We start from the raw sequence: 25720 nt of genomic DNA, 5'->3' as shown, positions 1-25720 counted from the left end.
GCCGCTCCCCCCCTCTATATACTAGTGGGCTGTGTGGCTGCCTTGACTTGCCGTTGCGGAGTCTTGCGCCAACCCCGACTCGGGTCGCTTTGTGCGGAATTCTGAAATGAGCCAACAGTTTCAACACGATGTTCTGGTAATAGGCAGCGGCGCTGCAGGCTTGAGCCTGGCGCTGACCTTGCCTGGTGATTTGCGCATCGCCGTTTTGAGCAAGGGCGACCTCGCCAACGGCTCGACATTCTGGGCCCAGGGCGGGGTCGCTGCAGTGCTGGACGATACCGATACTGTCGAATCCCACGTTGATGACACCCTCAACGCCGGCGGCGGGTTGTGCCATGAAGATGCCGTGCGTTTTACCGTCGAGCACAGCAAGGAAGCCATTCAATGGCTGATCGACCAGGGCGTGCCCTTTACCCGTGACGAGCAGTCGGGCACTGAAGATGGCGGATTTGAATTCCATTTGACCCGCGAAGGCGGTCACAGCCATCGGCGCATCATCCACGCCGCCGATGCAACCGGCGCTGCAATTTTCCGCACCCTGCTCGCCCAGGCCCGGCAAAGACCGAACATTGAACTGCTGGAACAGCGGGTGGCGGTCGACCTGATCACCGAAAAACGCCTGGGCCTGGCCGGCGATCGCTGCCTGGGTGCCTACGTGCTCAACCGCGGCACCGGGGAAGTCGACACCTACGGTGCGCGGTTTGTGATCCTCGCGTCTGGTGGTGCCGCCAAGGTCTACCTCTACACCAGCAATCCCGATGGCGCCTGCGGTGACGGGATTGCAATGGCGTGGCGCTCGGGCTGCCGGGTGGCCAACCTGGAGTTCAACCAGTTCCATCCGACTTGCCTGTATCACCCGCAAGCCAAGAGCTTTCTGGTGACAGAAGCCCTGCGCGGCGAAGGTGCGCACCTGAAACTGCCCAACGGCGAACGTTTCATGCAGCGTTTCGACCCGCGTGCCGAACTCGCGCCCCGGGACATCGTGGCACGGGCCATCGATCATGAAATGAAGCGCCTGGGGGTGGACTGCGTCTACCTGGACATCAGCCACAAGCCGGAAGCGTTCATCAAGAGCCACTTCCCGACAGTGTACGAACGCTGCCTCGAATTCTCCATCGACATCACCAAACAGCCGATCCCCGTGGTACCGGCTGCGCACTACACGTGCGGCGGGGTGATGGTCGACCAGCACGGTCGCACCGATGTCCCAGGCCTGTATGCCATCGGCGAAACCAGCTTCACCGGGCTGCACGGCGCTAACCGCATGGCCAGCAACTCGCTGCTGGAATGCTTTGTGTACGCACGGTCAGCGGCGGCGGACATTCTAAAACAGCTGCCTGCAGTGTCGATCCCGATCGACCTGCCGGTCTGGGATGCCAGCCAGGTCACCGATTCGGACGAGGACGTGATCATTGCGCACAACTGGGATGAACTGCGCCGTTTCATGTGGGACTACGTCGGCATCGTGCGCACCAACAAGCGTCTGCAGCGCGCCCAGCACCGGGTACGTTTGCTGCTTGATGAGATCGACGAGTTCTACAGCAACTATAAAGTCAGCCGGGACCTGATCGAGTTGCGCAACCTGGCCCAGGTGGCCGAGCTGATGATCCGCTCGGCCATGGAACGCAAGGAAAGCCGCGGTCTGCACTACACGCTCGACTACCCGAACCTGTTGCCGGTGGCGCTGGACACTATTCTGGTGCCGCCCACCTACGTCGACTGAACCTCAACCGCACCCGCAGGCGGCGGTGCACATCTACCGCCTGCGAATCCCGGGGTACGCACACTGATCGGACCCTTCTCTCGCCTCGCAGGCGAAAGCGCAACACCACGATCAGTGGCAGCGCCAGGCTGTCCGGGCGCAACTGCACCGGCTGCCAGCCCCTGGCCTCATTCCACAACTGCCAGCCATCGGCATCTCGACGCAGCCCGCGAAACGCCTGGGGATGACTCAACAGAATCTGCCTAGGCAAGACCCACGCACCGTGGGCCACGCACAGCAGCACCCCAAGCGCAGTGGCCCAGAGTGGAATGGAGAGCAGGAACAACGAAACCAGCGCGAGCAGCTGCGCCAGCAGATAGGCCGCCAGCAGCTGCCGTGAGGCGTGCCAGCGGCATTCAAACAGGTTACTTGGGCTGGACACGATCCAGGATCATCCGGACCATGCGCTGCAGCTCCGGGTCTTCCGATTCAGCGCGTTCCATGAACCAGCCGAACATGTCCTGGTCTTCACACTCGAGCAACCGGACGTAGCAGTCGCGGTCGACTTGGTTCAGATGCGGATAAACCTCTTTGACGAAGGGCACCAGCAACACGTCAAGTTCAAGCATGCCGCGGCGGCTGTGCCAGTAGAGGCGATTGAGTTCAACATTTTCGACCATGGAGCGCTCCTCAAATAGGCCGCAAGTATACAGCCCCGTGCCCGGCGGGACACTCGGCTTTGGTCGGGCGCGATCAGGCTTTTGTAAACTACCCATTTCGAGGGCACACCCTTATGATGTCCTCCAGACTCTTTACCCTGCGATGACTCATGGCCGATTCTGCTTTTTTTTGCACCCTGTCTCACGAAGGCGTACTCGCGGTCCGAGGCGCGGACGCCAGTAAATTCCTGCAAGGCCAGTTGACCTGCAACCTCAACTACCTGAGTGATACCCAGGCCAGCCTGGGCGCGCGCTGCACGCAAAAAGGTCGGATGCAATCGAGTTTCCGCATCCTGCTGGAAGGAGACGGCGTGCTCATGGCCATGGCGAGCGAACTGCTGGAGCCGCAGTTGGCGGACCTTAAAAAATACGCCGTGTTTTCCAAATCCAAATTGACCGACGAAAGCGCCGCCTGGGTCCGCTTTGGCCTGGAGCATGGCGACGCTGCACTGAACGCCCAGGGTTTAGACCTGCCGGCAGTCACCGACAGTGTCGCGCGCCACGGCGGTCTCGTCGCCATCAGGGTTTCGCCTGACCGCGCCGAACTCTGGGTGGCTGCCAATCAGGCCGCTGCCGTGAAGCAACAGCTGGCTGCCGTACTGGCTGAAGGCGAACTCAATCAATGGCTGCTGGGCCAGATTCGCGCCGGGATTGGCCAGGTCATGGCGGGCACCCGCGAGCTGTTTATCCCGCAGATGCTGAACCTGCAAGCCATCGGTGGGGTGAGTTTCAAGAAAGGTTGCTACACCGGCCAGGAAATCGTCGCGCGCATGCAGTACCTGGGCAAGCTAAAGCGCCGGCTGTATCGCCTGCAACTGACTGGCGATGCATTGCCGGAGCCCGGCGCGCCGCTGTTTTCCCCCAGCCACGCCAGCGCCATAGGCGAAGTGGTGATCGCGGCACAGGCAGGCCAAGACATTGAACTACTGGCAGTATTGCAGGCCGAAGCAGCGGAAGGTGGTGATGTTCACCTGGGCAGCCTCGAAGGGCCTGCCCTGACCTTGCTTGACCTGCCTTACGAGCTGGATCGCGACCGCGAAATCCAGCGCTAAAGGCAGCACCTCTCGCAATACCCTCCTGGATAGACAAAATGAGCAAGCTGGCGGAAAAGGTCCAACAGGATTTGGTTGCGGCCATCGACAACGATGACCTGGTTCTGCCTACGTTGCCCGAAGTGGCCTTGCAGATTCGCAAGGCTGCCGAAGACCCGGAAATCAGTGTCAGTGCCCTCGGCAAGGTGATTGGCCGCGATACGGCGTTGTCGGCGCGCCTGATCAAGGTGGTCAACAGCCCGTTGCTACGCGCCACTCAGGAAGTCACTGACCTGCACACGGCGATCACCCGCCTGGGCGTCAACTACAGCAGCAACCTCGCGATTGGCCTGGTCATGGAGCAGATCTTCAACGCCCGTTCCGAGGTGGTCGAGCAGAAAATGCGCGAAGTCTGGCACAAGAGCCTGGAAATCGCCGGCGTCAGCTATGCACTGTGCCGTCGCTACACCCAACTCAAGCCGGACCAGGCCGCTCTTGGCGGGCTGGTGCACCAGATCGGCGTGCTGCCGATCCTGACGTATGCCGAAGATCACAATGAGTTGCTGGCCGACGCGGTGAGCCTCAATCACGTCATCGACCAGATCCATCCGCTGATCGGCGAAAAGTTGCTCAAGGTCTGGGATTTTCCCGAGAAGCTGGTGCAGATTCCCCGGCTGTACCTGGATCTGCAGCGCGATTCCGAACGCCTGGACTATGTCGACCTGGTGCAGGTCGCCAGCTTGTACTGCCACAAGAACAGCAATCACCCGCTCTCGCGAGTCGATGCCCTTGAAGTGCCGGCGTTCCGGAAAATGGGGATTGACCCGCAGAACGAGACGCTGTGCAGGGATCTGGAAGAGTCGCGGTCGATGTTTTACTGAGCCTTGTGCTCAGTAACCCTGGGGCCACTGCGCAACCTTTATCCCGCGACGAAACTCACCCGAACCTTCAAGCCCGAGTGCTCGCCATCGTGCAGACTGATTTGTGCCAGGTGCGCACGGCAGATCTCACCGACAATCGCCAGGCCCAGTCCCGACCCGGCGACCTGCTGATTGCGTCGGTAAAATCGTTCGAATACCCGCTCACGCTCTTCAAGGGGAATTCCCGGGCCATCGTCCTCGACCTCCAGCACCGCCGGCGCAGTGACCCGCAGAATCACATTGCCGCCCGATGGCGTGTGGGCCAGCGCGTTGTCTACCAGATTACTCAGCAGCTCGTTCAACAGCGTGGGTTCGCCGCGCAACCACACCGGTTCGTCTGCTTCCAGGGCCAGCGCCACCCCGCGAGCATGGGCAAGAGGCGCCATGGCCATGCCCAGCTCCCGGGCCAGTTGGCTGAGATCGAGCAACTGCGCACCGCCCTCGGCGATCGCCCGGGCGCCGTTCTCCACCCTGGCCAGTGACAGCAGCTGGTTCGCCAGATGGGTCAGGCGGTCGGTGCCCTGGGCTGCGGTTTCCAGGGTGCTGCGCCAGGTTTGCGGTTCGGTTGCCCGCAAGCCCAGTTCCAAACGTGCCTTGAGCGCCGCCAGCGGAGTGCGCAATTCGTGCGCGGCATCGGCGATAAATTGCGCCTGGCGCTCGAACTGCCCGCGCAGGCGTTCGGTGAAATGGTTGAGCGCGCGCACCAGCGGCCATAATTCGTGCTGAACCTCCACCAGTGGCAGTGGCCGCAAATCGTCCGGCTGACGCTCTTCCACGGCAGTGCGCAAGCGTTCCAGGGGCCGCAGCGCAGCGCTGACGGCAAACCACACCATCAACAGCGCTCCGATTGCCAGCATGCCCAGGCGCAGCAGGGTGTCCGCCGCGAGGCTGCGGGCCATGTCGACCCTGGCTTCATCGGTTTCCGCGACCCGAATCTCCGCCATGCCGTTCATGTTCGGCTCGCTGACCGGCTTGAGCAGGCTGACCACGCGAACATTCTGGCCCTGATACTTGGCGTTGTAGAACCGCGCAAGCGCCGGGTAATCGTCGGTGCGCGGGGTACCCGGGGGCGGTGGAGGAAGGTTTTCATAGCCGGAGATCAGTTTCTGGTTGATGTCGTTGACCAGGTAGAAAATTCGCCCGGCGCTGTCGTAGGCGAAGGTATCGAGCGCCACATAGGGCACGTCGGCGCTGAGGGTGCCGTCGACCTGGGAGACCCCCGCAGCGATGGTACGCGCCGAGGCCAGCAAGGTGCGGTCATAGGCCGTATCGGCGGCCTCGCGACCATTCCAGTAAGCGCTCAATCCACTGGCCAGCATCAACACCACCAGCAACAGCGCCAGGTTCCACAACAACCGCCAGCGCAGGCTGCTGGGCTTATGCATCGCGGCTTTCCAGCAAGTACCCGAGGCCGCGGAACGTCACGATGGCGACCGACTGGCCGTCGAGTTTCTTGCGCAGGCGGTGCACGTAGATTTCGATCGCGTCGGGGCTGGCTTCCTCGTCCAGGCCGAACACCTGGGAGGCCAGTTGTTCCTTGCTCATCACCCGCCCCGGCCGGGCGATCAGCGCCTCGAGCACCGCTTGTTCGCGCGAGGTCAGGGTGAGCAACTCCTCTCCAAGGGTGAAGCGTCGAGTGTCCAGGTCGTAGGACAGCACACCGCAAGTCTGCTGGCGCTCGCCACCCAGCACGCTGCGGCGCAGCAGGGCCTTGACCCGTGCCTCGAGCTCGGTCAGCTCAAAGGGCTTGGCCAGATAATCGTCGGCGCCCAGGTTGAGGCCATGCACCCGATCCTTGACGTCGCTGCGGGCCGTCAACATCAGCACCGGCAGGTTCTTACCCCGGGAGCGCAGGCGCGCCAACACCTCGAAGCCATCCATGCGTGGCAACCCGACGTCGAGGATCGCCATGGCGTAGTCCTCGCTGCTCAGTGCCAGGTCTGCGGCCACGCCATCGTGTAGTACGTCCACGGTCAGCCCCGTGCTTTTCAGCGCCTGGGCGACACTTTCGGCAAGCTGCAAGTGGTCTTCGACGAGCAGAACACGCATGGATCTTTACCTCATTCAGGGATGGTCGACGCCATTCTTTGGCGCGAAGTTTACAGCCCGATCCGGCGCTGTGAAGCAGCAAAACCGTGAAAGCACGCTGAAAGGTTGGCGAAAGGTTGGCCCGTTACAGTCGGCCGACGGACGGTTTCGACTGCAAGCCATCACCCCGTGCTTTGAAATGTAGCTCCCGAAAAACGCCTTGAAGCGTTTTCGCCAATAAGAACAATAAACGAGGTACTGCACCATGCCGTTTACACGCCGCCAGGCTGACCTGTCTCGTCCCATCCTTCGCTCCCCAACGCTTATCGACACCATTTGCATGGTGCGAAATTGCTTCGCCTGAATCATTCCAAAAACAATAACTCCCCTGGAGACACCATGAATCGATCACTGCGCCGTTTCGCCCTCGCCGCCAGCTGCATACTCTTTGCTGGACAAATCATGGCCGAGCCCAAGCGCCCGGAATGCATCGCCCCCGCCTCGCCCGGCGGCGGTTTTGACCTGACGTGCAAGCTGGTACAGAGCGCCCTGGTGAACCAGAAACTGCTGAGCAAACCGATGCGCGTGACCTACATGCCCGGCGGAGTCGGCGCAGTGGCGTACAACGCGGTGGTTGCCCAGCGCCCGGCCGATGCCGGCACGCTGGTGGCGTGGTCAAGTGGTTCCCTGCTGAACCTGGCCCAGGGCAAGTTTGGTCGTTTCGACGAGAGCGCGGTGCGCTGGCTGGCGGCGGTCGGTACCAGCTATGGCGCGATCGCAGTGAAAAGCGATTCGCCCTACAAGACCCTCGACGATCTGGTCCAGGCGCTGAAAAAAGACCCGAGCAAGGTAGTGATCGGCTCCGGCGGCACCGTGGGCAGCCAGGACTGGATGCAGACCGCGCTGATCGCCAAGGCCGCCGGGATCAACCCGCGCGACCTGCGTTACGTGGCCCTCGAAGGTGGCGGTGAAATCGCCACGGCGTTGCTGGGCGGGCATATCCAGGTCGGCAGCACCGACATCTCCGACTCCATGCCGCACATCCAGAGCGGCGACATGCGCCTGTTGGCGGTGTTCTCCGAGCAGCGCCTGGACGAGCCGGAAATGAAAGACATTCCGACCGCCAAGGAGCAAGGCTACGACATCGTCTGGCCAGTGGTTCGCGGCTTCTACCTCGGGCCGAAGGTCAGTGACGAGGATTACGCCTGGTGGAAAGACGCCTTCGACAAACTGCTGGCGTCCGATGAGTTCGCCAAGCTGCGCGATCAGCGTGAACTCTTCCCCTTCGCCATGACCGGCCCCGAGCTGGACACCTACGTGAAGAAGCAGGTCGCGGACTACAAAGTGCTGGCCAAAGAGTTCGGCCTGATCCAGTGATCGTCCTTGTCTAGCGGTTGCGACCCCGCCCCGGGGTCGCAGCCAAGGAGTTTCCCATGCTCTTACAACGCATTTTTGCTGCGGTGCTGTTGCTGGCCTGCGTCGGCCTGGCACTGATGGCATGGCCATATCAGGCCGCTTTTTCCTACGAGCCGGTCGGCCCACGGGCCTTTCCCCTGCTGATGCTCGGGCTGATGGGCTTGGGCCTGCTGTACATGCTGTTCCGTCCGACGCCGATCGTACACAGCGACGATGACCCTAAGCTCGATCGCGAAACCCTGAACAAGATCGGCATCTGCATCGTGCTGCTGCTGATCTTCGCCGGCCTGTTCGAACCGCTGGGCTTCATCCTTAGCAGCATCCTGATCGGTATTCCGATGGCTCGCCTGTACGGCGGTCGCTGGTGGCCGAGCATCGTGGTGACGACGCTGATGAGCGTTGGTCTCTACCTGCTGTTCGACAAGTTGATGGACGTGCCGTTGCCACTGGGCCTGCTCGACGTTCTGGAGAACTGATATGGATACTTTTGGCTATTTGGGCCAGGGGTTCGGCGTCGCGCTGAGCCCGTATAACCTGGTGACTGCACTGTGTGGCACCCTGATAGGCACCGTCGTCGGCCTGTTGCCGGGCCTGGGCCCGATCAACGGCGTGGCCTTGCTGATCCCGATCGCGTTCGCCCTCGGCCTGCCGCCGGAGTCGGCGCTGATCCTGCTCGCGGCGGTGTACCTGGGTTGCGAATACGGCGGCCGGATCAGCTCGATCCTGCTGAACATCCCGGGTGAGGCCTCCACCGTGATGACCACCCTCGACGGTTACCCGATGGCGCGCAAGGGCCTGGCCGGCGTTGCACTGTCGCTCTCGGCGTGGAGTTCTTTCATCGGCGCGTTCATCGCCACCTGCGGCATGGTGTTGTTCGCGCCGCTGCTGGCGAAATGGGCAATTGCCTTCGGCCCGGCGGAATACTTCGTCCTGATGGTGTTCGCGATTGTCTGCCTCGGCGGCATGGCTGGCGACCGACCGTTGAAGACGTTTATTGCGGCACTGATCGGCCTGTTCCTGTCGACCGTCGGCATCGACGCCAACAGCGGTGTGTACCGGTTCACCGGGGATAACATCCACCTGACCGATGGCATTCAGTTCGTGGTGCTGGTGCTGGGCCTGTTCTCCATCAGCGAAATCCTGCTGCTGCTGGAAAAAACCCACCGCGGCCAGGAAGCGGTAAAAGCCACCGGGCGCATGATGTTCAACTTCAAGGAAGCGTCGGCGGTGTTCGCGGTGAACATCCGGTGCGGCCTGCTTGGCTTCATCATGGGCGTGCTGCCAGGTGCCGGGGCCACCCTCGCCAGCGCCGTGGCCTACATGACCGAAAAACGCATTGCCGGGGCCAAGGGTACGTTCGGCCAGGGCGACATGCGCGGCCTGGCGGCACCGGAAACGGCCATCGGTGCTTCGGCCTGCGGCGCGCTGGTGCCGATGCTGACCCTGGGTGTTCCCGGCTCAGGCACCACGGCCGTGATGATCGGCGCCCTGTCGCTGTACAACATCACCCCAGGCCCGCTGCTGTTCCAGCAACAGCCAGACATCGTCTGGGGGCTGATCGCGTCACTGTTCGTCGCCAACATCATGCTGGTGATCCTCAACATCCCGATGATCCGCATATTCACCCGCATCCTTGCCGTGCCGAACTGGGCACTGGTGCCGGTGATCGCCATCATTACCGGGATCGGCGTCTACGCGGTGCACGCCACCACCTTCGACCTGTTCCTGATGATCGCCATCGGCATCTTCGGCTACATCCTGCGCAAGCTGGACTTCCCGCTGTCGCCGGTACTGCTGGGGTTCATCCTCGGCGGTTTGATGGAGCAGAACCTGCGTCGCGCCCTGTCGATCTCCAACGGAGCGCTGGAAATCCTCTGGTCCAGCCCGATCACCTTCGGGGTGTGGATACTGACGGCGCTGATGCTGTTGATGCCGTTGCTGCGGATCTGGCGCAAACGTTCGGTCGCTCGTCGCGCAGTCGCCGATGCCTGATCGAGCACCCCTCAACGCCTGGTGGGGTACGCCGCTGGTTGGCGCGCTGGGCGGTTACCTCGCCAGTCTGGTGGGCTGGCCGCTGCCGTGGATGGTCGGCTCGCTGCTGGCGATCATCCTGGTGCGCTGCCTGACGCCGTGGCAGTTGGCAGAGATCCCTGGCGGGCGTAAATGCGGCCAGTGGATCATCGGCATTGGTATCGGCCTGCACTTCACCCCGCTGGTGATGGAGCAGGTGCTGAGCCACTTCGGCCTGATATTTTTTGGCGCACTGGTCACCAGTCTGTCCGCCGTGGTCGGCGTCTGGCTGATGCGCCGGACGGGCGAAGATCGCGCCACCGCGTTCTTCTCCAGCATGCCCGGCGGCTCCGGCGAAATGGTCAACCTCGGTGCGCGCAATGGCGCAGTGTTGAGCCGTGTCGCTGCAGGGCAGAGTCTGCGAGTGCTGGTAGTGGTGCTGTGCGTACCAGCGGCATTCAAGTATCTGCTGGGTGACGGCGCACCGGTTTTCCATCCGGCGGCTGTCAGCTGGTGGTGGCTGGCCCTGCTCTTTCCGGCAGGCGCCATGGCCGCCTGGGTCTGGGATTTTCTGCGGCAACCCAACCCTTGGCTTTTCGGCCCGTTGCTGGTCACTTCGGCAGTGAGCATTGGCTGGGACCTGCACATCGGTTTACCCGATGGTGGCAGTCAGATCGGCCAATGGCTGATCGGCAGCGGACTGGGCTGCCACTTCAACCGGCAATTTTTCCGCCGGGCACCCTCGTTCATGGGCCGCACCTTGATAGCCACCGTGCTGACCATGCTGATCGCGACACTGGCGGCACTGGGGCTCAGTGCCTTGACCCATCTGGACTTGCGTTCGCTGACCCTGGGGATGATGCCCGGCGGGATTGCCGAGATGAGCCTGACTGCCGAGACCCTGCAGCTGTCGGTGCCACTGGTGACGGCGATGCAGGTGATGCGGTTGTTGTTTGTGCTGTTTCTGGCGGAGCCGTTGTTCAAGTACTGGAATCGCAATCCTGATTAGACCGGCGGCAACCGCCACTCGATGGGCGCTTCGCCGTTCTGTTCCAGAAACTTGTTGGTACGGCTGAAGTGCCCGCAACCGAGAAACCCGCGATAGGCCGACAAAGGCGACGGATGCACCGATGTCAGCACCAGGTGCTTGGTCGCATCGATCAGCTTCTGCTTGCTCTGGGCATGGGCGCCCCAGAGCATGAACACCAGATGCGGCTGATGGAGGCTGACCAGTTCAATGATCCGGTCGGTGAAAAACTGCCAGCCCTTGTCCTTGTGCGCATTGGCATTGGCGCGCTCAACCGTCATGGTGGTGTTGAGCATCAGCACGCCTTGATCGGCCCAGCTCTGCAAATAGCCGTGGTTGGGGATATCAATGTTCAGGTCGCGCTTGAGCTCTTTGTAGATGTTGACCAGCGATGGTGGCGCCGGCACGCCCGGTTGCACCGAGAAGCACAGGCCGTGGGCCTGACCCGGGCCGTGGTACGGATCCTGCCCGAGAATCACGACTTTGACTTTATCCAGGGGCGTCGAATTGAGCGCATTGAAAATCATCGGGCCAGGCGGATAGATCTCCTTGCCCGCCGCCCGCTCCTGCTGCAGGAAATTGCGCAACTCTGCCATGTAAGGCTGGTCGAACTCAGCACGCAGTGCCTCCTTCCAGCTCGGTTCGAGTTTGATACGGTCGTCAGCAGTCATGGTTACACCCGGCAAAAACAATGGGGGGAACCCTAAGAAGGCCGCTCACACTTGTCAATTGATCTGACGCAGATCCGGCACTTTCCTGCACAGCGATCATACTGAACGCTCAAATTCCTGATCGAGGTCACGATGAATCTGCACTTCGAAGAACTCACCGGTACCGACGGCGCACGCATCGGCGTGGCCACCCTGGATGCCGAAAAATCCCTGAATGCCCTGTCCCTGCCGATGATCAACGCATTGAGTCAGCAACTGGACGCCTGGGCCAAGGAGCCGCAAATCGTCTGCGTCCTGTTGCGCGGAAACGGTGCGAAGGCGTTCTGTGCCGGTGGCGAGGTGCGCAGCCTGGTGGAAGCCTGCCGCGCGCAACCGGGCGAAGTACCGCCCCTCGCCGCGCATTTTTTCGCGGCGGAATATCGCCTCGATTTCAACCTGCATACTTATCCCAAGCCACTGATCTGCTGGGGCCATGGTTACGTACTCGGTGGTGGCATGGGCCTGTTGCAAGGCGCAAGCCTGCGCATTGTTACGCCGAGCAGCCGCCTGGCAATGCCGGAAATCAGCATCGGCCTGTATCCGGACGTTGGCGCCAGCTGGTTCCTGTCGCGCCTGCCGGGCAAGCTCGGCCTGTTTCTAGGGCTGACAGGCGCGCACATGAATGCTCGCGATGCGATCGACCTCGACCTGGCTGACCGCTTCCTGCTCGATGAGCAACAGGAAGCGTTACTGGAAGGGCTGTTGCAGATCAACTGGCAGGAACAGACCGCCATGCAGCTCAACAGCCTGCTCAAGGCCTTGCAACAGCAAGCCCTGGCGCAGATGCCCGAGGCGCAATGGTTACCTCGCCGTCAGCAGATCGATGAGCTGCTGGATGTCAGTGACGTGCGCTGTGCCTGGAAAGCCATCAGCCAGCAGAGCGACCACAGCGACCCGCTGCTCAGCCGGGCTGCCAAGACCATGAGCGAAGGCTCGCCGCTGACTGCGCACCTGGTGTGGGAACAGATTGCCCGCGCGCGGCACATGTCGCTGGCGCAGGTATTCCAGATGGAATACACCCTGAGCCTGAACTGCTGCCGTCATCCGGAATTCAGTGAGGGGGTGCGGGCGCGATTGATCGAAAAGGACCAGAAGCCGCATTGGCACTGGCCTGATATCAATAATGTGCCGGAGGCGGTAGTCGATGCGCATTTCAAGAAGGTTTGGGAAGGGCGCCATCCGCTGGCGGATCTCTCGGAATACTGAAAACAATTGCAGGAGCCGATTTTCTGGCGGTGCCAGCAACGCTGGTATGCCCGTTTAACCCGTAGGAGCTGCCGAAGGCTGCGATCTTTTGCCTTCGGCGCCCATTTTGACGCAGAAGATCAAAAGATCGCAGCCTTCGGCAGCTCCTACGGGTGTGGTGTATCCGATGCGCAGCCATTCAGATGGCGGTATATCAGACGCATGTGACACGGGGGCGGTGTATCAGACGCATAGCAATACAGATGGCGGTGTATCAGTCGCATGTAATACAGCTGGCGGTGTATCAGATACATCGTAGATTGCCGGCAATCCGTTGCCGGCAATCCGCTCCTTCGGGGTTTCAGCGGTTGCGGCCACCGCGGCCATCGTGATCACCGCGACCATTATGGTCGCCACGCCCACCGTGGCGTCCGCCGCCGCGATAGTCATTGTTGCCGCCGCCACGATTAGGTCCATCCCAGCCGTGCCGCTGTTGAGCCCGATAATCGGCCCGTGGTGACGAGTGGTAATAACGCGGTGCGGGCTGGTAGACCCGTGGCTGGTAATAATGCCGCGGAGTCGGCTGGTAATACCGCGCAGGCGGTGCGTAGTAGCGGCGCGGCTGGGTGTAATAACCGCCGCCTCCCGAGTAGTAAGTGCCGCCGGAATAGTAGGCAGGCGCGGGCGAGGTGTAGACCTCGGAACTGTAGTAGCTGCCTCCTCCATCGGAATAGGGCACGCAGGCGCCCACTGACAATCCCAACGCAGCAATCAGAAGAATTCGCAGTTTTATTCGAGAGAGCATGGCGGCCTCCTGGACCGCGAGTGAGCCACACCAGCGACGCTGGCAGGCGACAGTCAATTATTCGGTGACTGTCGATAGATCAGACATCGATTCCGGAATCTGGTGCGGCCTTGCAATACGTTGAAACATCTCGCCGATGAAAGGTTCGTCATCTATGGCCCAGGCCTTCCAGCATTTCGACGATGCACCTGCACCAACCCCGGTCGCCCGCAATGATCGCGCCAGGCTGGTGGTGGGCGGCGCTCAGCCATTGCGGTAGAGGTCTGGGAATTACCGAGCAGCGAACTGGGCTCGTTCCTCACCGGCATCCCGGCGCCTTTGGGCCTGGGTAAAGTGCAGTTGGCAGATGGCCGTTGGGAGAGCGGATTTATCTGTGAAAGTTATGGCCTGGAAGGCGCAGTCGACATCAGCCATTGTGGCGGATGGCGTGCGTATCTGACAGATCGGCAGTGACCTCACGCTTCGCGAGCAAGCCCGCTCTTGTAGGAGCAAGGCTTGCCCGCAATGACACCCTCCCTGCCACCACCCGTCCTGATCCTTACCAATTCACCCTGCAAATCCCACAGTTATTTCCCCGCAGTGCCTTTAGAATGTTTTGCACCGGATCATTGCCAACGGAATTGTCATGCCGCTTCGCTCGCCGCTGTATTCGCAACGTTCATTGGTTTTCACCCTGATTGCCTTGCTCGGCGCCGGCTTCCTGGCCACGTCCTTGCTCAGCTATTACGCCTCGCGCGCGTCGATCCGCGACAGCATCGTCAACACCGAGCTGCCGCTGACATCGGACACCGTCTATTCGGAAATCCAGAAAGACCTGGTCCGGCCGATCCTGATTTCCTCGATGATGTCCCGCGACACCTTCATGCGAGACTGGGTGGTGGACGGCGAGCAGAACCCCGAGCAGATGACCCGCTACCTCAATGAAGTGATGACGCACTACGGTGCCTACACCGCGTTTTTCGTCTCCAACGCCAGCCTCACCTACTACCACGCCAAAGGCGTGCTCAAGCAGATCAAGGTCACCGAGCCCCGCGATGCCTGGTACTTTCGCGTGCGCGACATGGCCGAGCCCTACGAGATCAACGTCGATCCGGACCTGGCCAACAAGGACAACCTGACCTTCTTCATCAACTACAAGGTCTATGACTACAACAACCGATTCATCGGCGCAGCAGGCGTCGGCCTGACCGTCGATGCGGTGATCAAGCTGATCGACCGCTACCAGCAGCGCTATCAACGCAGCGTGTACTTCGTCGACACCTTCGGCCGCCTGGTGCTGACCGGCGCAGAAGGCGGGCCTCAAGGCGCGCACATCGGGCAGACCCTGAGCGAACTCGACAGCATGAAGAGCCTCGTCAGCCAACTGCCCAAACCCAACAGCGGCAGCTACGAGTACTCGGTCCAGGGCGAGGGCCATTTCCTCAACGTGCGGTTTATTCCGGAGCTCAACTGGTACCTGTTCGTCGAAAAGCGCGAAGACGGCGCACTGAGCGAAATTCGTCATTCGCTGTACCTCAATTTGCTGATCTGCCTGCTCGTCACCCTGATCGTGCTGGCCCTGCTGAACCGTGTGATCAAGCGCTACCAGCGCCGCATCCACGCCCAGGCCACCCTCGACAGCCTGACCGACCTGCCCAACCGACGCGGCTTCGATCTGCTGGCCGCGCAAGCCATGCATGAAGCGCAGCGCGAGCCGAAACCGCTGACCGCGTTGCTGCTCGACCTGGACCATTTCAAGGCGTTGAACGACACCTATGGCCACCTCGCCGGCGACCAGGTACTGATCGGCTTTGCCCGGGACCTGGAAAGCTGCCTGCGCCATTCCGACATCGTCTGCCGCTGGGGCGGCGAAGAGTTCATTGTGTTGCTCAAAGACACCGATGGCGAGACTGGCCAGATGATCGCCGAGAAAATCCGCCGGCACGTCGAGCAGCAGGACTATGCCTATAACGGTCATTCGCTGAAGCTGACCGTGAGCATCGGCCTCACCACCCTGCAACCTGACGACACCTTGCACACATTGCTGTCCCGGGCGGATCATGCGATGTATCGGGCCAAGCAAACCGGCCGCAACCGCACCTGCGTGCTATCCCACTCAAGCAGTCCACACACCGTTCATGAATAAACCAGATACCTGCCCGGCCTGCGGTGCGCCCAACGATTGCACCCTGGCCGACCCGCGCACCGCCGCACGGGCCTGCTGGTGCTACGGCGTCAGCATCGACCCGGCAGTGCTTGAAGCCTTGCCCGCCGAACTGCGCAACGCCACCTGCCTGTGCCCCCGCTGCGCCGGCGTCGAGGCGCAACTGCAAGCAGGCGCCCGGCCGATCACGTAAGATACGCGGCCTTTTCCTGCCGACGCCCCGTCATGCGTGTAGACCGTTTTCTCAGCAATCTGCCGTGCTTCAACCGCAAGCAGGTGCGCCTGTTGCTGGTGGAAAAACGCGTGCGCATCGATGGCAGTATCGTCAGCGACCCGCACGCCGAAGTCCGCGAATTCAGCCGGGTCGAAGTCGATGGCGCGGTGTTACAGCCTGGCAAGCCCGTGCGTCACTACATGCTGCACAAACCCCCTGGCTGCGTCAGCGCTACCCGCGACCCGGAGCACCCGACCGTCCTCGACCTGATCCACGAGCCGGACAAGGAGGACTTGCACATCGCCGGTCGCCTGGACTTCAACACCACCGGCCTGATGCTCATCACCAACGACGGCAGCTGGTCGCGGCGCCTGACCCAGCCCCAGACCAAACTGCCCAAGGTCTATTACGTCGAGACCGAGCAACTGATCGGCCCCGAATATGCGCGCAAGTTTACCGAGGGCCTGTACTTCGCGTTCGAAGACCTGACCACCCTGCCCGCCAACCTGGAGGTGCTTGGCCCCAGGTCGGCACGCCTGAGCATCGTCGAAGGTCGGTATCACCAGGTGAAGCGCATGTTCGGCCACTTCGACAACAAAGTGCTGCGCCTGCACCGCGAGCGCATGGGGCCGCTGGTGCTCGACAGCTCGTTGAACCCGGGGGAATACCGCCCGCTGAGTGCCCAAGAGATCGAAATGATCTAAGCGGGCTACCGCTGAGCAGAAGTTGTCGAACAATTTGCCAAAGGTACTTGCGCGATGCCTTCGCCCCTGCTTGAATCAGGTCGTCAGCCGAAATGTGACTGATGAGTCACAACATACTTCTAAGAAACTTTTTGCCGGTTAGTGAACCCTCAGGTTCCGCCTCAGACCAGCAAACTGCCCGCCAATAATAATACCCGTCGACCTGCCTTACCGGATCGACATGGGCCTCGCAAAATTCCAGGCATATGCCTACCTGTCACAAAGCTCGTGCAATCTCATTTGCGCGCATACCCGCTTGCCAGGAGTCTTATGACATGAGGCCAGAAATCGCTGTGCTGGATATACAAGGTCAGTATCGGGTTTACACGGAGTTCTATCGCGCAGACGCCGCAGAGAAGACCATCATCTTGGTCAACGGCTCGATGGCCACGACTGCGTCGTTTGCACAAACCGTGAAAAACCTGCATCCGCAGTTCAACGTGGTCTGCTACGACCAGCCCTACGCGGGCAAGTCGAAGGCCCACAACCTGCACGAGAAATTGCTGACCAAGGAAGTCGAAGGGCAGATCCTGCTGGAGCTGATCGATCACTTCGCCGCCGAACACGTGCTGTCGTTCTCCTGGGGCGGCGCCGCCACCCTGGTGGCGCTCGCGCAGCAGCCACGGCGCATCGAAAAAGCCGTGATCAGCTCGTTCTCCCCGGAGATCAATGCGCACATGCTCGACTACCTCGAGCGCGGCATCGACTACCTCGGCAGCCGTGACGGCGACCGTGTCGGCAACCTGGTCAACAGCACCATCGGCAAGCACCTGCCAACGCTGTTCAAGCGCTTCAACTACCGCCACGTCAGCAGCCTGGCCGAGCACGAGTACGGGCAGATGCACTTCCACATCAGCGACCTGCTCAACAGTGACCGCCAGTGCTTCCTCAAGGCGTCAGAGAAGATCAAGGTGCCGGTGCTGTTCATGAATGGCGAATGGGACGAATACACCGCCGCCGACGGCGCGCAACTGTTCGCCAACCACGTGCAGCACAGCACCTTTACCACTCTGGAGGCGACCGGCCACTTCCTCGACATGGAACACAAGGCTGCCTGCCGCGACAGCCGCAACGCCCTGCTCGGCTTCCTCAAACCCGCGCAACATGAAAGCCGAACCCGTTACCACTACGTCCAGGATCACCATGCACTGGCAATCTGAAACAGAGTCATCGCGAGCAAGCCCCTCCCGCTGTGCAGGAGCAAGGCTTGCCCGCGATTGACCGCCGTATGGTTTTTTTGAACGGTTTCACCTGTACTAAAGCCTTGCACTTAAAGAAAAACTTCATTTCCGCGCGCACATCTGGTACAAAGTCAGCCGCTCTGAGCGGGTGTCGTATAATGGCATTACTCCAGCTTCCCAAGCTGATAACGAGGGTTCGATTCCCTTCACCCGCTCCACTCGGATTTCGCACTCGCGTTGTTGTTTTGACGGGAGATGCACGTAAAGAAAAAAACCGGCCTTGATGGCCGGTTTTTTTATTTCCACAGATTCCCCGGCACCACACCCGGACACCTGGAGAACCAGGCGCCCAAGCGCAGCACCCAGCTCAATCAGTCCGTCTCAAGCGTATAGCTCTTGCTCACAAACAACCCCGCGAACAACGACTTGTCTTCCTTGAAGCTGTACGCCTCCTTGAACTTGCCATCGGCAACCAGCTTTTGCGCAATCGCGCATTCCGAGTCGCTGTGCTGCTTGGCCTTGGCGCCGAAGTCGTTCTGGAACGTTGACAGGCCGGCCGCTGCGCAGTAACCGGCGAACTCCTTCTGCTTGGTCGCGGCCTGGTATTCGTCGAAGCCATCCTTGAGTTCATCAAAGCCCTTGTAGGTCAGCGAGTAGCTGGCCACCTTGGCTTTGCGCGCGAAGTTGCCCACGGCTTCGGCGATGACGGTTTGCCCGGTGGAGGTGCTGTAGGCGCCGACGATGAAGCCGCTGAACGCCGCCTTGAGCTGTTCCTGGACGTCGTCCAGCGGCGGTATCGAGGCGAATGAAGCCTCGCGTACGATGCGCCCGACTTCACTGCCGTCGTTGCGGTGTACTACCACGAATTTCATCGAGCCTTCACCGTCATCGGAGCGCTTGAGGGTGAAATCCAGGTCGACCTTGGTGCCGATATCGCCGGTAGCAGCGCTGATGAACGCACCGGTAAACGGCAGGCGGGCGACCATGTTGCTGCCCCACGAGAAGTTTGAGCTGACGACGCGACCGTACTGATCGACCTCGGCCCGCGGCTGGATTTCGTCTGCCACCTCCGACACCAGTACTACGTCACCACCTTTCTGCGAGAGGTAGGGATTGCTCAGGTCCAGGCCCAGCAACTGGACGTGGATCTCGCCGTCCTTGCTGTCGCCGGAGCGACTGACCTTCAGGGCATCGGCCTTGAGGTACACGCCACCCGCTTTGCCGCCACCGGTGGTGGAGGTGATCAGGTAGCGGGACCAGGCGGCCAGGCCGCTTTCCGCCGTATTGGCGTTGAGACCGGCGAGCATGCCCATCATGCTCTTGAGGAATTTGTCAGCGCCATTGGTATTGGCGGCGACCAGGCGGATCTCCGGGGCCTCCACAGTGAGGTTGCCGGACCAGAACGAATAGGATACGTCCCCTTCGTTCAGCACGTTCTCAAGGAAAAACTGTTCCTTGAGTTCGTCGTAATAACCCAGGGTTTCCTTTTTTCCGGCACTGGACAGCATCGAGCCGACAATGCCGAGGATCACCACGCCGGCGACCGCGGCGGCGATGATGATTTGTTTCTTGTTCATCGATTTCATATTGGCGGTGCCTTACTGAATTTGGGCGGAAGCTTGCTGCCAAGCTGTCACGTAGCGCTCGGAGACTTCAGGCGTCCAGCTGAAGTCGATGCCGGCGTTTGGAAATTCCTTGGCCAGCACGGCACCAAACGACACGCGGTCGGCGCAGTGATCCTGCTTGCAAGCCTCTGGATCGCCAACGGCGTATACGCGGAACGTTGGAATCGCACGGCCGTCTTCCAGGGGCAGGTAAGGCGTCATGTTCGCGGCATGGATCACGTACCACTGATCCTCCAGCTCTACATCGGCCTGGACCCGGCCCTTGCGCGGGAAGTCGATTTCATAGAAGTCGCCGCGTTTGCCGGTGACGTGAATCATCATCGGCACCGCCGAGGTCGAGGACGACGGATCGAGCAGGGTCATGGGTGCGGCGAACGTCACCTTGATCCCGGCCATCTGCGCCAGCGCTTCGGTCTCGCGGCCCTTGAACGCGGTCATGCCGTCCTTGAGCTGCTCGTAACGGGCGAGTACGCGGTTGTGCAGTTCAGCCATCTGCTGCTGCTGGCGACGGGCTTCACGCAGACGAGTCTCCTCACGACGCTGGGCGTAGTTGGTGCCTTCACGCGCATCGAAGTAGAACTCGCCACGGTTCTCACCCATGCGATTGCGCACGATCTTGTCCTTGTCGTCGTTGGAGTAGCCGGACGCCGGGTAGAGGGTTTCCAGGTTCTTGGCGATGAACAGGTTCGACAGGTCGACCGTGGTGGGCGAGGTTGCTTTCACCAGTTGATACACCTCCAGCACCGCACGCTTGTACTCCGCCGGATCGAGGGCGAAGCTTTCGTCCGCCGTGATCGCCACGTAGTACGGGTCGCTGCTGAACGGCGACAGGATGCGATAGGTGGAGCGCTGGTAAGCCAGGTACACCTTCATGCCACGCGCCGGGATTTCGCCGAGCTGGAACAGCGCCTGGTCGGCGTTGTTGCTGAGGAATGACAGCGACTTGCCTTTGACGGCGGCACTGATGGACTGATTGAACATCAACCCGCTCGGGTGCACGTAGGTGCGCGACCAGGTGTCCCCGCGATAGGTGTTGGGGATCGACCAGCGCAACTTGTCGAAAGCACCTTCGGCATAACCGGAGATGCCACAGGGCATCGCTGGAGTGGAGGCGAAGGCAAAGCTGGAGTCGTTTTCGTCGATAGCGCTTTTGCTGATCAACCATTTGCAGCCGCTGGCATCTGTGATGCCGACGAGATTCTTGTTGGCCAGGACCAGCGCACGGCCAAGGTCTGCGGACTGCACGGCAGCGACTGCTGCAGGCGGTGCGACGGGGGCTGCGGGTGTTGGCGGGGCTGCTTCTGGGGCTGGGGCCGGTGCGGGAACGGAAACCGGTGCAACAGCGACAGGTTCAGCCGGGGCTGGAGCTGGAGCTGGAGCTGGAGCTGGAGCTGGAGCAGCAATAGGAGTAGCAACAGGAACAGGGGCTGGTACAACAACCACTGCAGCCGGGGCAACAGGGGCCGGCGCAACAGGTGCTACGGCTGGCGCTGGTGGTGCAGCCACCACTGGCGCTTCAACGACCGGTGAAACCGCAGCAGGCGCGGGTGTGACCGGCGCTGGTGCAGGCGCTGCGGCAGGAGCGGGAACGGCAGCGGGAGCGGGAGCGGCAGCAGCAGGAGCCGCCGGTGCAGCAACAGCCGCAACCACCGGAGCAGGCGCAACCGCCAGCGTCGCTATGCCCAGATTGCTCGCATTGCCCGCGCCAGAGGCGTAAACCACGCCCTTGGCATCGACCGCTTTCCAGCTGACTTTAGCCTGGGGACACTCCTGGCCGAGAATGAAAGGCAACTTGCTCAATAGCCCATTCAATGGCTTCTGATCATCCCAAGTGGGACGCTGCATGGTGATGGCGATTTCCGGCTGGCACCAGGTGGTGGCTTCGCCGTTGACGACAACGTGGATCTGCTCGGTTTTCGAGAAGGCAATCTCGTGTGCAAATGCTTGCGGCGCGAGGCCGCAAGCACTCATCACAGCGAGTGCGAGTGCGCGGTTTTTCATGGAGATCCTTAAATGAGTTCCCAGGTGCCGTTGGCTTGTTTGCAGAACGTGTTCTGTTCCTGCTCGCTCTTGCCGTCTGCCGCCTTGAGGCTGACGGTGACCGGCCGGCAGGCAGTTTCTGCGGCGACCTGCTGGGTCGGCAGGGCAGCAATAGCGTCAAGATCGAAGGCCTTGGTCTCGGTGTCGGCGGCCACGTCCATCTCGTCGAGATTGGCCGCCGGTTTCACGCTGCGTACCACGGCTGCAGATTTGGGCGAGACCAGATCTTTGCTGATGTAGCCCACGGTCACGCCCTTGCGCCCGACCAGAATCCAGTCACCGGTAGAACCCACTGCAGTGAACTCGGTACCCGCCTTGAGCCCGCCGACCTTCTCTGCCGTCTTGTTGGGCGCGGCCCGCACGTTGGAACTGCTCTTGGTCAGGTATTGCTCGTTGATGAGTTTCATCGACGGAACTGCGGCGATCTTTGGCGCGCGCTTTACTTCAACCGTCTTGGTCTCGGTGTACTCCTTGCCCTGCACGATCTGCGCGGTCGCGCCGGAATGGCCGGATGTCCAGGACACCGCTTTAGCCGAATCATTGGCCGGCAGGCTCAAGGCTTCCTGGGTACGCAATGCCAGGGCCTGCTTGTCCTGGTCGTCGAGCATCGAACCGATCTTGTTGCCGATGAAACCGCCGATGGCGCTGGTCAGCAGGACAGCGACAACCTTGCCATTGCCGTTGCCGATAAAGGAGCCAACGACTGCGCCGGCTACCATGCCAACTGCAGTACCAGCCTGCTGCTTGTTAATGCCCAATTGCGCACAACCGGAGGCGGCGGCGATGGACACTGCGAGGACGGCGACGACAAACTTTTTACGCACGGTGAAGCTCCCTTTCTTTCAGGTTCACTGGGGGGACGGAATTTTTTTCAGGCGAAATGACTGCGCCGCGCTGTTCGGAAACAGAGCGTTTAACGTAGGGTGGCGGAGTAAACGGAAGGCATTGCAAACCACGGGTACGGCAGACATCCAACTGATCCTTGTCAGAAATACAGGCGTAAAACCCTGATTGAAAGGGTCTGCGCCAGCAGATGTAGCATATTGCCATCTCGCCGACGGATGCACCAGCCGCCCGTGCTCACTAACGCGACAGAGCAGCTCGAACATGACTCAAAACATTTACGACGATCTCGAATTTTTCCAGGCCTACAGCCAGTTGGGCCGCTCGGTCGGTGGCCTGGATGCCGCACCGGAGTGGCCTGCCCTCAAAGCACTGCTGCCCCCCCTAAAAGACCTGAAGGTGGTGGACCTGGGGTGCGGTTATGGTTGGTTCTGCCGCTGGGCCAGTGAACAAGGCGCAGCCCGTGTGCTGGGGCTCGACGTCTCGGAAAAAATGCTCGAACGGGCCCGTCAGACCACCAGCGGCGCCACCGTGCAATACGCCCGCGCCGACCTGGAACACCTCGACCTGCCAGCCGCGCAATTCGACCTGGCCTACAGCTCGCTGGCGCTGCACTACATCAAGGATCTGCCAGCGCTATTCGCCACGATTCACGCAGCGCTGAAACCCGGCTCGCGTTTCGTCTTCTCGATTGAACACCCGATCTTCATGGCGCCGCGCAACCCCGGCTGGCTGACGGACAGCGAGGGCCACAAGCGCTGGCCGGTGGACAGTTATCAACGCGAAGGCGAACGGGTCACTAACTGGCTGGCCGATGGCGTGATCAAGCAGCATCGAACCGTCGGCACGTTGCTGAACACGCTGATCGCAGCGGGATTCAGCATCAGCCACGTCAATGAATGGGGCCCGAGCGACGCCGATGTGGTGGCGCTGCCGGCGCTCGCGGAAGAACGAGAGAGACCGATGATGATGCTGGTGGCGGTGGAGCGCTGACGAGCGCGCCGAATCACGACTCCCCCTGTAGGAGCAAAGCTTGCTCGCGATTGCGCACTGACAGCCACCATTGATGTCGACTGACACTACGCAATCGCGAGCAAGCTTTGCTCCCACAAGATTCAGCTCCAGATTTGCTGCAACAAGATTCAGATCCAGATTTGATCCCAGTGGATTCAGGTCCGGAGAACCTGGCGCACTACCGGGTCGCGACAATAAACAACCGCGGAAACGGCAGCAGTACTGATCCATCTTCCAGCGCCGGATAAGCCTGCTCAACGCCCGCCAGATACTCCTGGAGAAAAGCATCGCGCTCTTTCTCATTCAGAGGCTCGAGAAACGGACGCAAACCACTGCGCTTGAACCATTCGACGACCCCCGAAGGCCCCGCAGCCAATGGGTGATGATAGGTGGTGAGCCAGACGTCGACCCGTGAACAGTGCGGGCGCAGCACGGCGTAATAATCGCTGGCGCTGGCGACCTCGGTGCGTTGCGCGGCAGCCCCGGCCAGTTTTTTTGCCCACGGCCCCGTCGCAGCCACCTCTCGCATCAAGCGGTGCGATGGCTGGTTGAGCGTGTCGGGCATCTGCACCGCCAGGCTGCCGCCCGGCGCCAGTTTGTCCACCAACGCGGGCAACAATGAGGCGTGATCAGGCAACCACTGCAACACTGCATTGGCGAAAATCACATCGAACGGACCCGTCTCGCTCCACTGATCGATGTCGGAAACATCGAACCGCACTTGAGGCAAGCGCTTGCGTGCGGCTTCGATCATGTCGCTGGAACTGTCCAGCCCGCGCAATGTGGCGTGGGGATAGCGCTCCACCAACAGCTCCGTGGAGTTGCCCGGACCGCAGCCGATATCGATGGCCGAATGCACATCCCCTGGCGGTAGCGCGGCCAGCAGGTCGCGGGCGGGACGCGTGCGCTCATTTTCAAAAGCGACGTATTGTCTGGCAGACCAACTCATTGCGTTCTCCTGTAGGTGCGAAACGGCCAGGCACAAGCTTCACGGCAAATTCGCACCCACAAAAATAGCACGGACCTATTTGTCCGCTGCCTCCTTGTCCTGCATCTGCACCGAAGACTTGGTGCCATCAGTGTTGTCCCGGGTTTCGTTATCGGAATTATCGAAGCAGCCTTGCAGGGCGAACAGGCAGCAGGAAAGGCAAAGAGTGCGCAGGATGTTCATGGGGGGGCTCCAACTCTAATGGGGTTTAACTAGTGACTCTCCAGAGCGGGCAAAGGTTGCGACTGTCACCGCGATCAACGTCGAGCGTGGCTTTTTTTGACTCGAGTAAAATGTAAGCAGAATTTTCCATGTGCCGGTGCTGTCACAAATTCAAGTGCACCCCAATAAGGAATCCGGCAATGAAATTCGCAAAGATCTCGCAGAAGCTCGCTCTGTGGGCCGGCAGCCCCAAGACGTTCATGGCGGCCTTGATCCTGATATTCCTCTGGGGCTTGAGCGGTCCGATATTTGGCTACAACGATACCTGGCAGCTGGTCATCAATACGTCCACCACGATTATCACCTTCCTCATGGTGTTCCTGATCCAGAACACGCAAAACCGCGACACCGACATTCTCCACCTGAAAATCGACGAGTTGCTGCGGGTCAACAAGGAAGCGCAAAACGCCATGTTGGGCCTCGAATTGCTCGACCTGAAACAGCTGGAAGCCTTGCGCAAACACTATCGGGCCATGGGCGAAAAAGACGTCCACGCCCTCGAAGGGCTGGCTGCGGCGAACAAGCGCAAACAAGACCTGAACGAATGCTGAGCAAAAAAAACGGCGCCTGTGATGGGCGCCGTTTTGCGTTACTGGAAGCTATCGACTGGCTTGCAGGGCCCTGGCCATCTGTAAGTGATTCTGCAACTTGGGCAGAGTCTCTTCGGCAAACGCCTTGATTTCCGGCACCTGCGTGGACTGCGCCTGTTGCTGCAGTTGCTGGATGGCTTCTTCAGTGGTTTTCACCTGACTGGCCGCATAGGCCTGGTCGAACGAAGCGCCGTCCTGCACCTCGGGCATCAGGGCCTTGGCTTTATCCACCACCACTTCCCGTGGCGCCACCGGCAAGTCCAGCTGCTTGGCTATCTTGGCCAGATGCTGGTTAGCGGTGGTGCGGTCGTTGATCACCACGATGGTGTAGTCCTTGACCTCCTTGGATTCGGTTTTCTGATGCGCCAGGCGGCTGGCTTCGATGTCGGCCATGCCTTTGGCCGACGCATCGTTGATGAATTCGGCGGGTGACTGGGCGAAGGCATGGGTGGCAAACAACCCCAGTAACGTGGCAAAACTGATAGTGCGTAAACGGGTGGCCATCCGGCTCATGGTCGCGCCCTCCTCTTGAAGAATTCAAGCGCGAGCTTTCGCTCCCGCCTC

The 25720-nt window shown here is 60.9% G+C and carries 26 protein-coding genes, 1 tRNA gene and 1 pseudogene; 16 read left to right on the top strand and 12 right to left on the bottom strand.

Translation table 11 applies throughout. The features are described from left to right. The first annotated feature begins 106 nt into the window (after nt 1-106). Complete coding sequence (nadB, locus tag AAEZ05_RS23045) at nt 107-1723, top strand: L-aspartate oxidase (protein ID WP_045058776.1); 1617 nt, start codon at nt 107-109, stop codon at nt 1721-1723. Here the strand turns inward: nadB and AAEZ05_RS23040 are convergent. Together AAEZ05_RS23040 and AAEZ05_RS23035 are read right to left on the bottom strand one after the other, a co-directional pair. After that, nucleotides 1692-2144, bottom strand: coding sequence for a protein YgfX (locus AAEZ05_RS23040; protein WP_082069149.1), 453 nt, complete (start codon nt 2142-2144; stop codon nt 1692-1694). The genes nadB and AAEZ05_RS23040 overlap by 32 nt on opposite strands. Beyond that, a complete protein-coding gene (locus AAEZ05_RS23035; RefSeq protein WP_045058777.1) occupies nt 2128-2382 on the bottom strand; it encodes an FAD assembly factor SdhE in 255 nt (84 codons plus the stop codon). The genes AAEZ05_RS23040 and AAEZ05_RS23035 overlap by 17 nt, the downstream gene beginning before the upstream one ends. Before the next feature lie 149 nt (nt 2383-2531). Here AAEZ05_RS23035 and ygfZ point away from each other — a divergent pair, with 149 nt between their 5' ends. Together ygfZ and AAEZ05_RS23025 are read left to right on the top strand one after the other, a co-directional pair. Beyond that, nucleotides 2532-3473 (top strand): CAF17-like 4Fe-4S cluster assembly/insertion protein YgfZ, encoded by a 942-nt coding sequence (ygfZ, locus tag AAEZ05_RS23030; protein WP_045058778.1) that lies wholly within the window; start codon nt 2532-2534, stop codon nt 3471-3473. 38 nt (nt 3474-3511) lie between these two features. Beyond that, a complete protein-coding gene (locus AAEZ05_RS23025; RefSeq protein ID WP_045058779.1) occupies nt 3512-4333 on the top strand; it encodes an HDOD domain-containing protein in 822 nt (273 codons plus the stop codon). Nucleotides 4334-4371: 38 nt separating this feature from the next. Here the strand turns inward: AAEZ05_RS23025 and tctE are convergent, their stop codons facing one another. Both tctE and tctD read right to left on the bottom strand, forming a co-directional pair. Continuing rightward, nucleotides 4372-5757 carry a two-component system sensor histidine kinase TctE gene (gene tctE, locus AAEZ05_RS23020; RefSeq protein WP_045058780.1) on the bottom strand — a complete coding sequence of 462 codons (1386 nt, stop codon included), beginning with the start codon at nt 5755-5757 and terminating at the stop codon, nt 4372-4374. Beyond that, nucleotides 5750-6421 (bottom strand): two-component system response regulator TctD, encoded by a 672-nt coding sequence (gene tctD, locus AAEZ05_RS23015; RefSeq protein ID WP_350649002.1) that lies wholly within the window; start codon nt 6419-6421, stop codon nt 5750-5752. Before tctD ends, tctE begins: the two co-directional genes overlap by 8 nt. A 378-nt stretch (nt 6422-6799) precedes the next feature. Here tctD and AAEZ05_RS23010 point away from each other — a divergent pair, with 378 nt between their 5' ends. The 4 genes from AAEZ05_RS23010 to AAEZ05_RS22995 are packed head-to-tail and all read left to right on the top strand — an operon-like array spanning nt 6800 to nt 10835. Then, complete coding sequence (locus AAEZ05_RS23010) at nt 6800-7777, top strand: Bug family tripartite tricarboxylate transporter substrate binding protein (protein ID WP_350649000.1); 978 nt, start codon at nt 6800-6802, stop codon at nt 7775-7777. A 56-nt stretch (nt 7778-7833) separates the two neighbouring features. After that, a complete protein-coding gene (locus AAEZ05_RS23005; protein WP_045058783.1) occupies nt 7834-8292 on the top strand; it encodes a tripartite tricarboxylate transporter TctB family protein in 459 nt (152 codons plus the stop codon). A gap of 1 nt (nt 8293) precedes the next feature. Then, nucleotides 8294-9808 carry a tripartite tricarboxylate transporter permease gene (locus AAEZ05_RS23000; RefSeq protein WP_350598507.1) on the top strand — a complete coding sequence of 505 codons (1515 nt, stop codon included), beginning with the start codon at nt 8294-8296 and terminating at the stop codon, nt 9806-9808. Continuing rightward, on the top strand, nt 9801-10835 hold the full coding sequence (locus tag AAEZ05_RS22995; RefSeq protein ID WP_350598505.1) for an AbrB family transcriptional regulator: 1035 nt from the start codon (nt 9801-9803) through the stop codon (nt 10833-10835). Before AAEZ05_RS23000 ends, AAEZ05_RS22995 begins: the two co-directional genes overlap by 8 nt. Here the strand turns inward: AAEZ05_RS22995 and ung are convergent. Next, nucleotides 10832-11524 (bottom strand): uracil-DNA glycosylase, encoded by a 693-nt coding sequence (ung, locus tag AAEZ05_RS22990; RefSeq protein WP_045058786.1) that lies wholly within the window; start codon nt 11522-11524, stop codon nt 10832-10834. The genes AAEZ05_RS22995 and ung overlap by 4 nt on opposite strands. Before the next feature lie 132 nt (nt 11525-11656). On the opposite strand from ung, the gene dspII reads away from it, so the two are divergent. After that, entirely contained in the window at nt 11657-12769 is a 1113-nt protein-coding gene (dspII, locus tag AAEZ05_RS22985) for an enoyl-CoA hydratase/isomerase DspII (protein ID WP_350598503.1), read from the top strand. Between the two features lie 340 nt (nt 12770-13109). Here the strand turns inward: dspII and AAEZ05_RS22980 are convergent, their stop codons facing one another. Next, nucleotides 13110-13553: a hypothetical protein gene (locus AAEZ05_RS22980; protein ID WP_205891851.1), complete on the bottom strand. Its 444-nt coding sequence runs from the start codon at nt 13551-13553 to the stop codon at nt 13110-13112. 151 nt (nt 13554-13704) lie between these two features. On the opposite strand from AAEZ05_RS22980, the pseudogene AAEZ05_RS22975 reads away from it, so the two are divergent. The 6 genes and pseudogenes from AAEZ05_RS22975 to AAEZ05_RS22950 form a co-directional block, all read left to right on the top strand. After that, nucleotides 13705-14006: pseudogene (locus tag AAEZ05_RS22975) on the top strand (allophanate hydrolase-related protein); the annotation flags it as partial. A 172-nt stretch (nt 14007-14178) separates the two neighbouring features. After that, entirely contained in the window at nt 14179-15678 is a 1500-nt protein-coding gene (locus AAEZ05_RS22970) for a sensor domain-containing diguanylate cyclase (protein ID WP_045058796.1), read from the top strand. Then, the gene (locus AAEZ05_RS22965; RefSeq protein WP_045058797.1) at nt 15671-15889 is read left to right on the top strand and encodes a cysteine-rich CWC family protein; all 219 of its coding nucleotides are present in this window, start codon (nt 15671-15673) and stop codon (nt 15887-15889) included. The genes AAEZ05_RS22970 and AAEZ05_RS22965 overlap by 8 nt, the downstream gene beginning before the upstream one ends. A 32-nt stretch (nt 15890-15921) precedes the next feature. Continuing rightward, complete coding sequence (locus tag AAEZ05_RS22960) at nt 15922-16614, top strand: pseudouridine synthase (RefSeq protein ID WP_350648999.1); 693 nt, start codon at nt 15922-15924, stop codon at nt 16612-16614. Nucleotides 16615-16928: 314 nt separating this feature from the next. Continuing rightward, complete coding sequence (locus tag AAEZ05_RS22955) at nt 16929-17813, top strand: alpha/beta fold hydrolase (RefSeq protein WP_045058799.1); 885 nt, start codon at nt 16929-16931, stop codon at nt 17811-17813. Nucleotides 17814-17978: 165 nt separating this feature from the next. Further along, nucleotides 17979-18052, top strand: a tRNA-Gly gene (locus AAEZ05_RS22950). A gap of 153 nt (nt 18053-18205) precedes the next feature. Here AAEZ05_RS22950 and AAEZ05_RS22945 read toward each other — a convergent pair. The 3 genes from AAEZ05_RS22945 to AAEZ05_RS22935 are packed head-to-tail and all read right to left on the bottom strand — an operon-like array spanning nt 18206 to nt 22323. Continuing rightward, a complete protein-coding gene (locus tag AAEZ05_RS22945) occupies nt 18206-19411 on the bottom strand; it encodes a hypothetical protein (protein WP_236695846.1) in 1206 nt (401 codons plus the stop codon). 21 nt (nt 19412-19432) lie between these two features. Next, nucleotides 19433-21460, bottom strand: a complete 2028-nt coding sequence (locus AAEZ05_RS22940; RefSeq protein WP_350648998.1) for a hypothetical protein — start codon at nt 21458-21460, stop codon at nt 19433-19435. Between the two features lie 8 nt (nt 21461-21468). Then, the gene (locus AAEZ05_RS22935; protein WP_205891848.1) at nt 21469-22323 is read right to left on the bottom strand and encodes an SH3 domain-containing protein; all 855 of its coding nucleotides are present in this window, start codon (nt 22321-22323) and stop codon (nt 21469-21471) included. A gap of 283 nt (nt 22324-22606) precedes the next feature. On the opposite strand from AAEZ05_RS22935, the gene AAEZ05_RS22930 reads away from it, so the two are divergent. After that, complete coding sequence (locus tag AAEZ05_RS22930; protein ID WP_045060249.1) at nt 22607-23335, top strand: class I SAM-dependent methyltransferase; 729 nt, start codon at nt 22607-22609, stop codon at nt 23333-23335. Between the two features lie 199 nt (nt 23336-23534). Here the strand turns inward: AAEZ05_RS22930 and tam are convergent, their stop codons facing one another. Together tam and AAEZ05_RS22920 are read right to left on the bottom strand one after the other, a co-directional pair. Then, nucleotides 23535-24305, bottom strand: a complete 771-nt coding sequence (gene tam / locus AAEZ05_RS22925; protein WP_350648996.1) for a trans-aconitate 2-methyltransferase — start codon at nt 24303-24305, stop codon at nt 23535-23537. A gap of 75 nt (nt 24306-24380) precedes the next feature. Continuing rightward, nucleotides 24381-24527, bottom strand: a complete 147-nt coding sequence (locus tag AAEZ05_RS22920) for a hypothetical protein (RefSeq protein WP_163019358.1) — start codon at nt 24525-24527, stop codon at nt 24381-24383. 179 nt (nt 24528-24706) lie between these two features. Here AAEZ05_RS22920 and AAEZ05_RS22915 point away from each other — a divergent pair, with 179 nt between their 5' ends. Next, the gene (locus AAEZ05_RS22915) at nt 24707-25117 is read left to right on the top strand and encodes a low affinity iron permease family protein (RefSeq protein WP_045060251.1); all 411 of its coding nucleotides are present in this window, start codon (nt 24707-24709) and stop codon (nt 25115-25117) included. Nucleotides 25118-25165: 48 nt separating this feature from the next. Here AAEZ05_RS22915 and AAEZ05_RS22910 read toward each other — a convergent pair whose 3' ends face one another. Then, nucleotides 25166-25669: a DUF4142 domain-containing protein gene (locus AAEZ05_RS22910; protein WP_122837792.1), complete on the bottom strand. Its 504-nt coding sequence runs from the start codon at nt 25667-25669 to the stop codon at nt 25166-25168. Nucleotides 25670-25720: the final 51 nt, after the last annotated feature.

Source organism: Pseudomonas sp. HY13-MNA-CIBAN-0226, assembly GCF_040310305.1.
GTDB classification, from domain to species: Bacteria; Pseudomonadota; Gammaproteobacteria; order Pseudomonadales; family Pseudomonadaceae; genus Aquipseudomonas; species Aquipseudomonas gregormendelii.
This window is presented reverse-complemented; position numbering and strand designations above follow the sequence as displayed.

Excerpts from the sequence above, each read along its gene's own strand:
- AAEZ05_RS22955 (WP_045058799.1), top strand. The coding sequence starts at position 16,929 with ATGAGGCCAGAAATCGCTGTGCTGGATATACAAGGTCAGTATCGGGTT.
- AAEZ05_RS22980 (WP_205891851.1), bottom strand. The coding sequence starts at position 13,553 with ATGCTCTCTCGAATAAAACTGCGAATTCTTCTGATTGCTGCGTTGGGA.
- AAEZ05_RS23035 (WP_045058777.1), bottom strand. The coding sequence starts at position 2,382 with ATGGTCGAAAATGTTGAACTCAATCGCCTCTACTGGCACAGCCGCCGC.
- AAEZ05_RS22965 (WP_045058797.1), top strand. The coding sequence starts at position 15,671 with ATGAATAAACCAGATACCTGCCCGGCCTGCGGTGCGCCCAACGATTGC.
- nadB (WP_045058776.1), top strand. The coding sequence starts at position 107 with ATGAGCCAACAGTTTCAACACGATGTTCTGGTAATAGGCAGCGGCGCT.
- AAEZ05_RS23000 (WP_350598507.1), top strand. The coding sequence starts at position 8,294 with ATGGATACTTTTGGCTATTTGGGCCAGGGGTTCGGCGTCGCGCTGAGC.
- AAEZ05_RS22995 (WP_350598505.1), top strand. The coding sequence starts at position 9,801 with ATGCCTGATCGAGCACCCCTCAACGCCTGGTGGGGTACGCCGCTGGTT.
- tam (WP_350648996.1), bottom strand. The coding sequence starts at position 24,305 with ATGAGTTGGTCTGCCAGACAATACGTCGCTTTTGAAAATGAGCGCACG.
- AAEZ05_RS22930 (WP_045060249.1), top strand. The coding sequence starts at position 22,607 with ATGACTCAAAACATTTACGACGATCTCGAATTTTTCCAGGCCTACAGC.
- AAEZ05_RS23010 (WP_350649000.1), top strand. The coding sequence starts at position 6,800 with ATGAATCGATCACTGCGCCGTTTCGCCCTCGCCGCCAGCTGCATACTC.
- tctE (WP_045058780.1), bottom strand. The coding sequence starts at position 5,757 with ATGCATAAGCCCAGCAGCCTGCGCTGGCGGTTGTTGTGGAACCTGGCG.
- AAEZ05_RS22920 (WP_163019358.1), bottom strand. The coding sequence starts at position 24,527 with ATGAACATCCTGCGCACTCTTTGCCTTTCCTGCTGCCTGTTCGCCCTG.
- AAEZ05_RS22915 (WP_045060251.1), top strand. The coding sequence starts at position 24,707 with ATGAAATTCGCAAAGATCTCGCAGAAGCTCGCTCTGTGGGCCGGCAGC.
- AAEZ05_RS22970 (WP_045058796.1), top strand. The coding sequence starts at position 14,179 with ATGCCGCTTCGCTCGCCGCTGTATTCGCAACGTTCATTGGTTTTCACC.
- tctD (WP_350649002.1), bottom strand. The coding sequence starts at position 6,421 with ATGCGTGTTCTGCTCGTCGAAGACCACTTGCAGCTTGCCGAAAGTGTC.
- AAEZ05_RS22940 (WP_350648998.1), bottom strand. The coding sequence starts at position 21,460 with ATGAAAAACCGCGCACTCGCACTCGCTGTGATGAGTGCTTGCGGCCTC.
- AAEZ05_RS23005 (WP_045058783.1), top strand. The coding sequence starts at position 7,834 with ATGCTCTTACAACGCATTTTTGCTGCGGTGCTGTTGCTGGCCTGCGTC.
- AAEZ05_RS22960 (WP_350648999.1), top strand. The coding sequence starts at position 15,922 with ATGCGTGTAGACCGTTTTCTCAGCAATCTGCCGTGCTTCAACCGCAAG.
- AAEZ05_RS22945 (WP_236695846.1), bottom strand. The coding sequence starts at position 19,411 with ATGAACAAGAAACAAATCATCATCGCCGCCGCGGTCGCCGGCGTGGTG.
- AAEZ05_RS23025 (WP_045058779.1), top strand. The coding sequence starts at position 3,512 with ATGAGCAAGCTGGCGGAAAAGGTCCAACAGGATTTGGTTGCGGCCATC.
- ygfZ (WP_045058778.1), top strand. The coding sequence starts at position 2,532 with ATGGCCGATTCTGCTTTTTTTTGCACCCTGTCTCACGAAGGCGTACTC.
- ung (WP_045058786.1), bottom strand. The coding sequence starts at position 11,524 with ATGACTGCTGACGACCGTATCAAACTCGAACCGAGCTGGAAGGAGGCA.
- dspII (WP_350598503.1), top strand. The coding sequence starts at position 11,657 with ATGAATCTGCACTTCGAAGAACTCACCGGTACCGACGGCGCACGCATC.
- AAEZ05_RS22910 (WP_122837792.1), bottom strand. The coding sequence starts at position 25,669 with ATGAGCCGGATGGCCACCCGTTTACGCACTATCAGTTTTGCCACGTTA.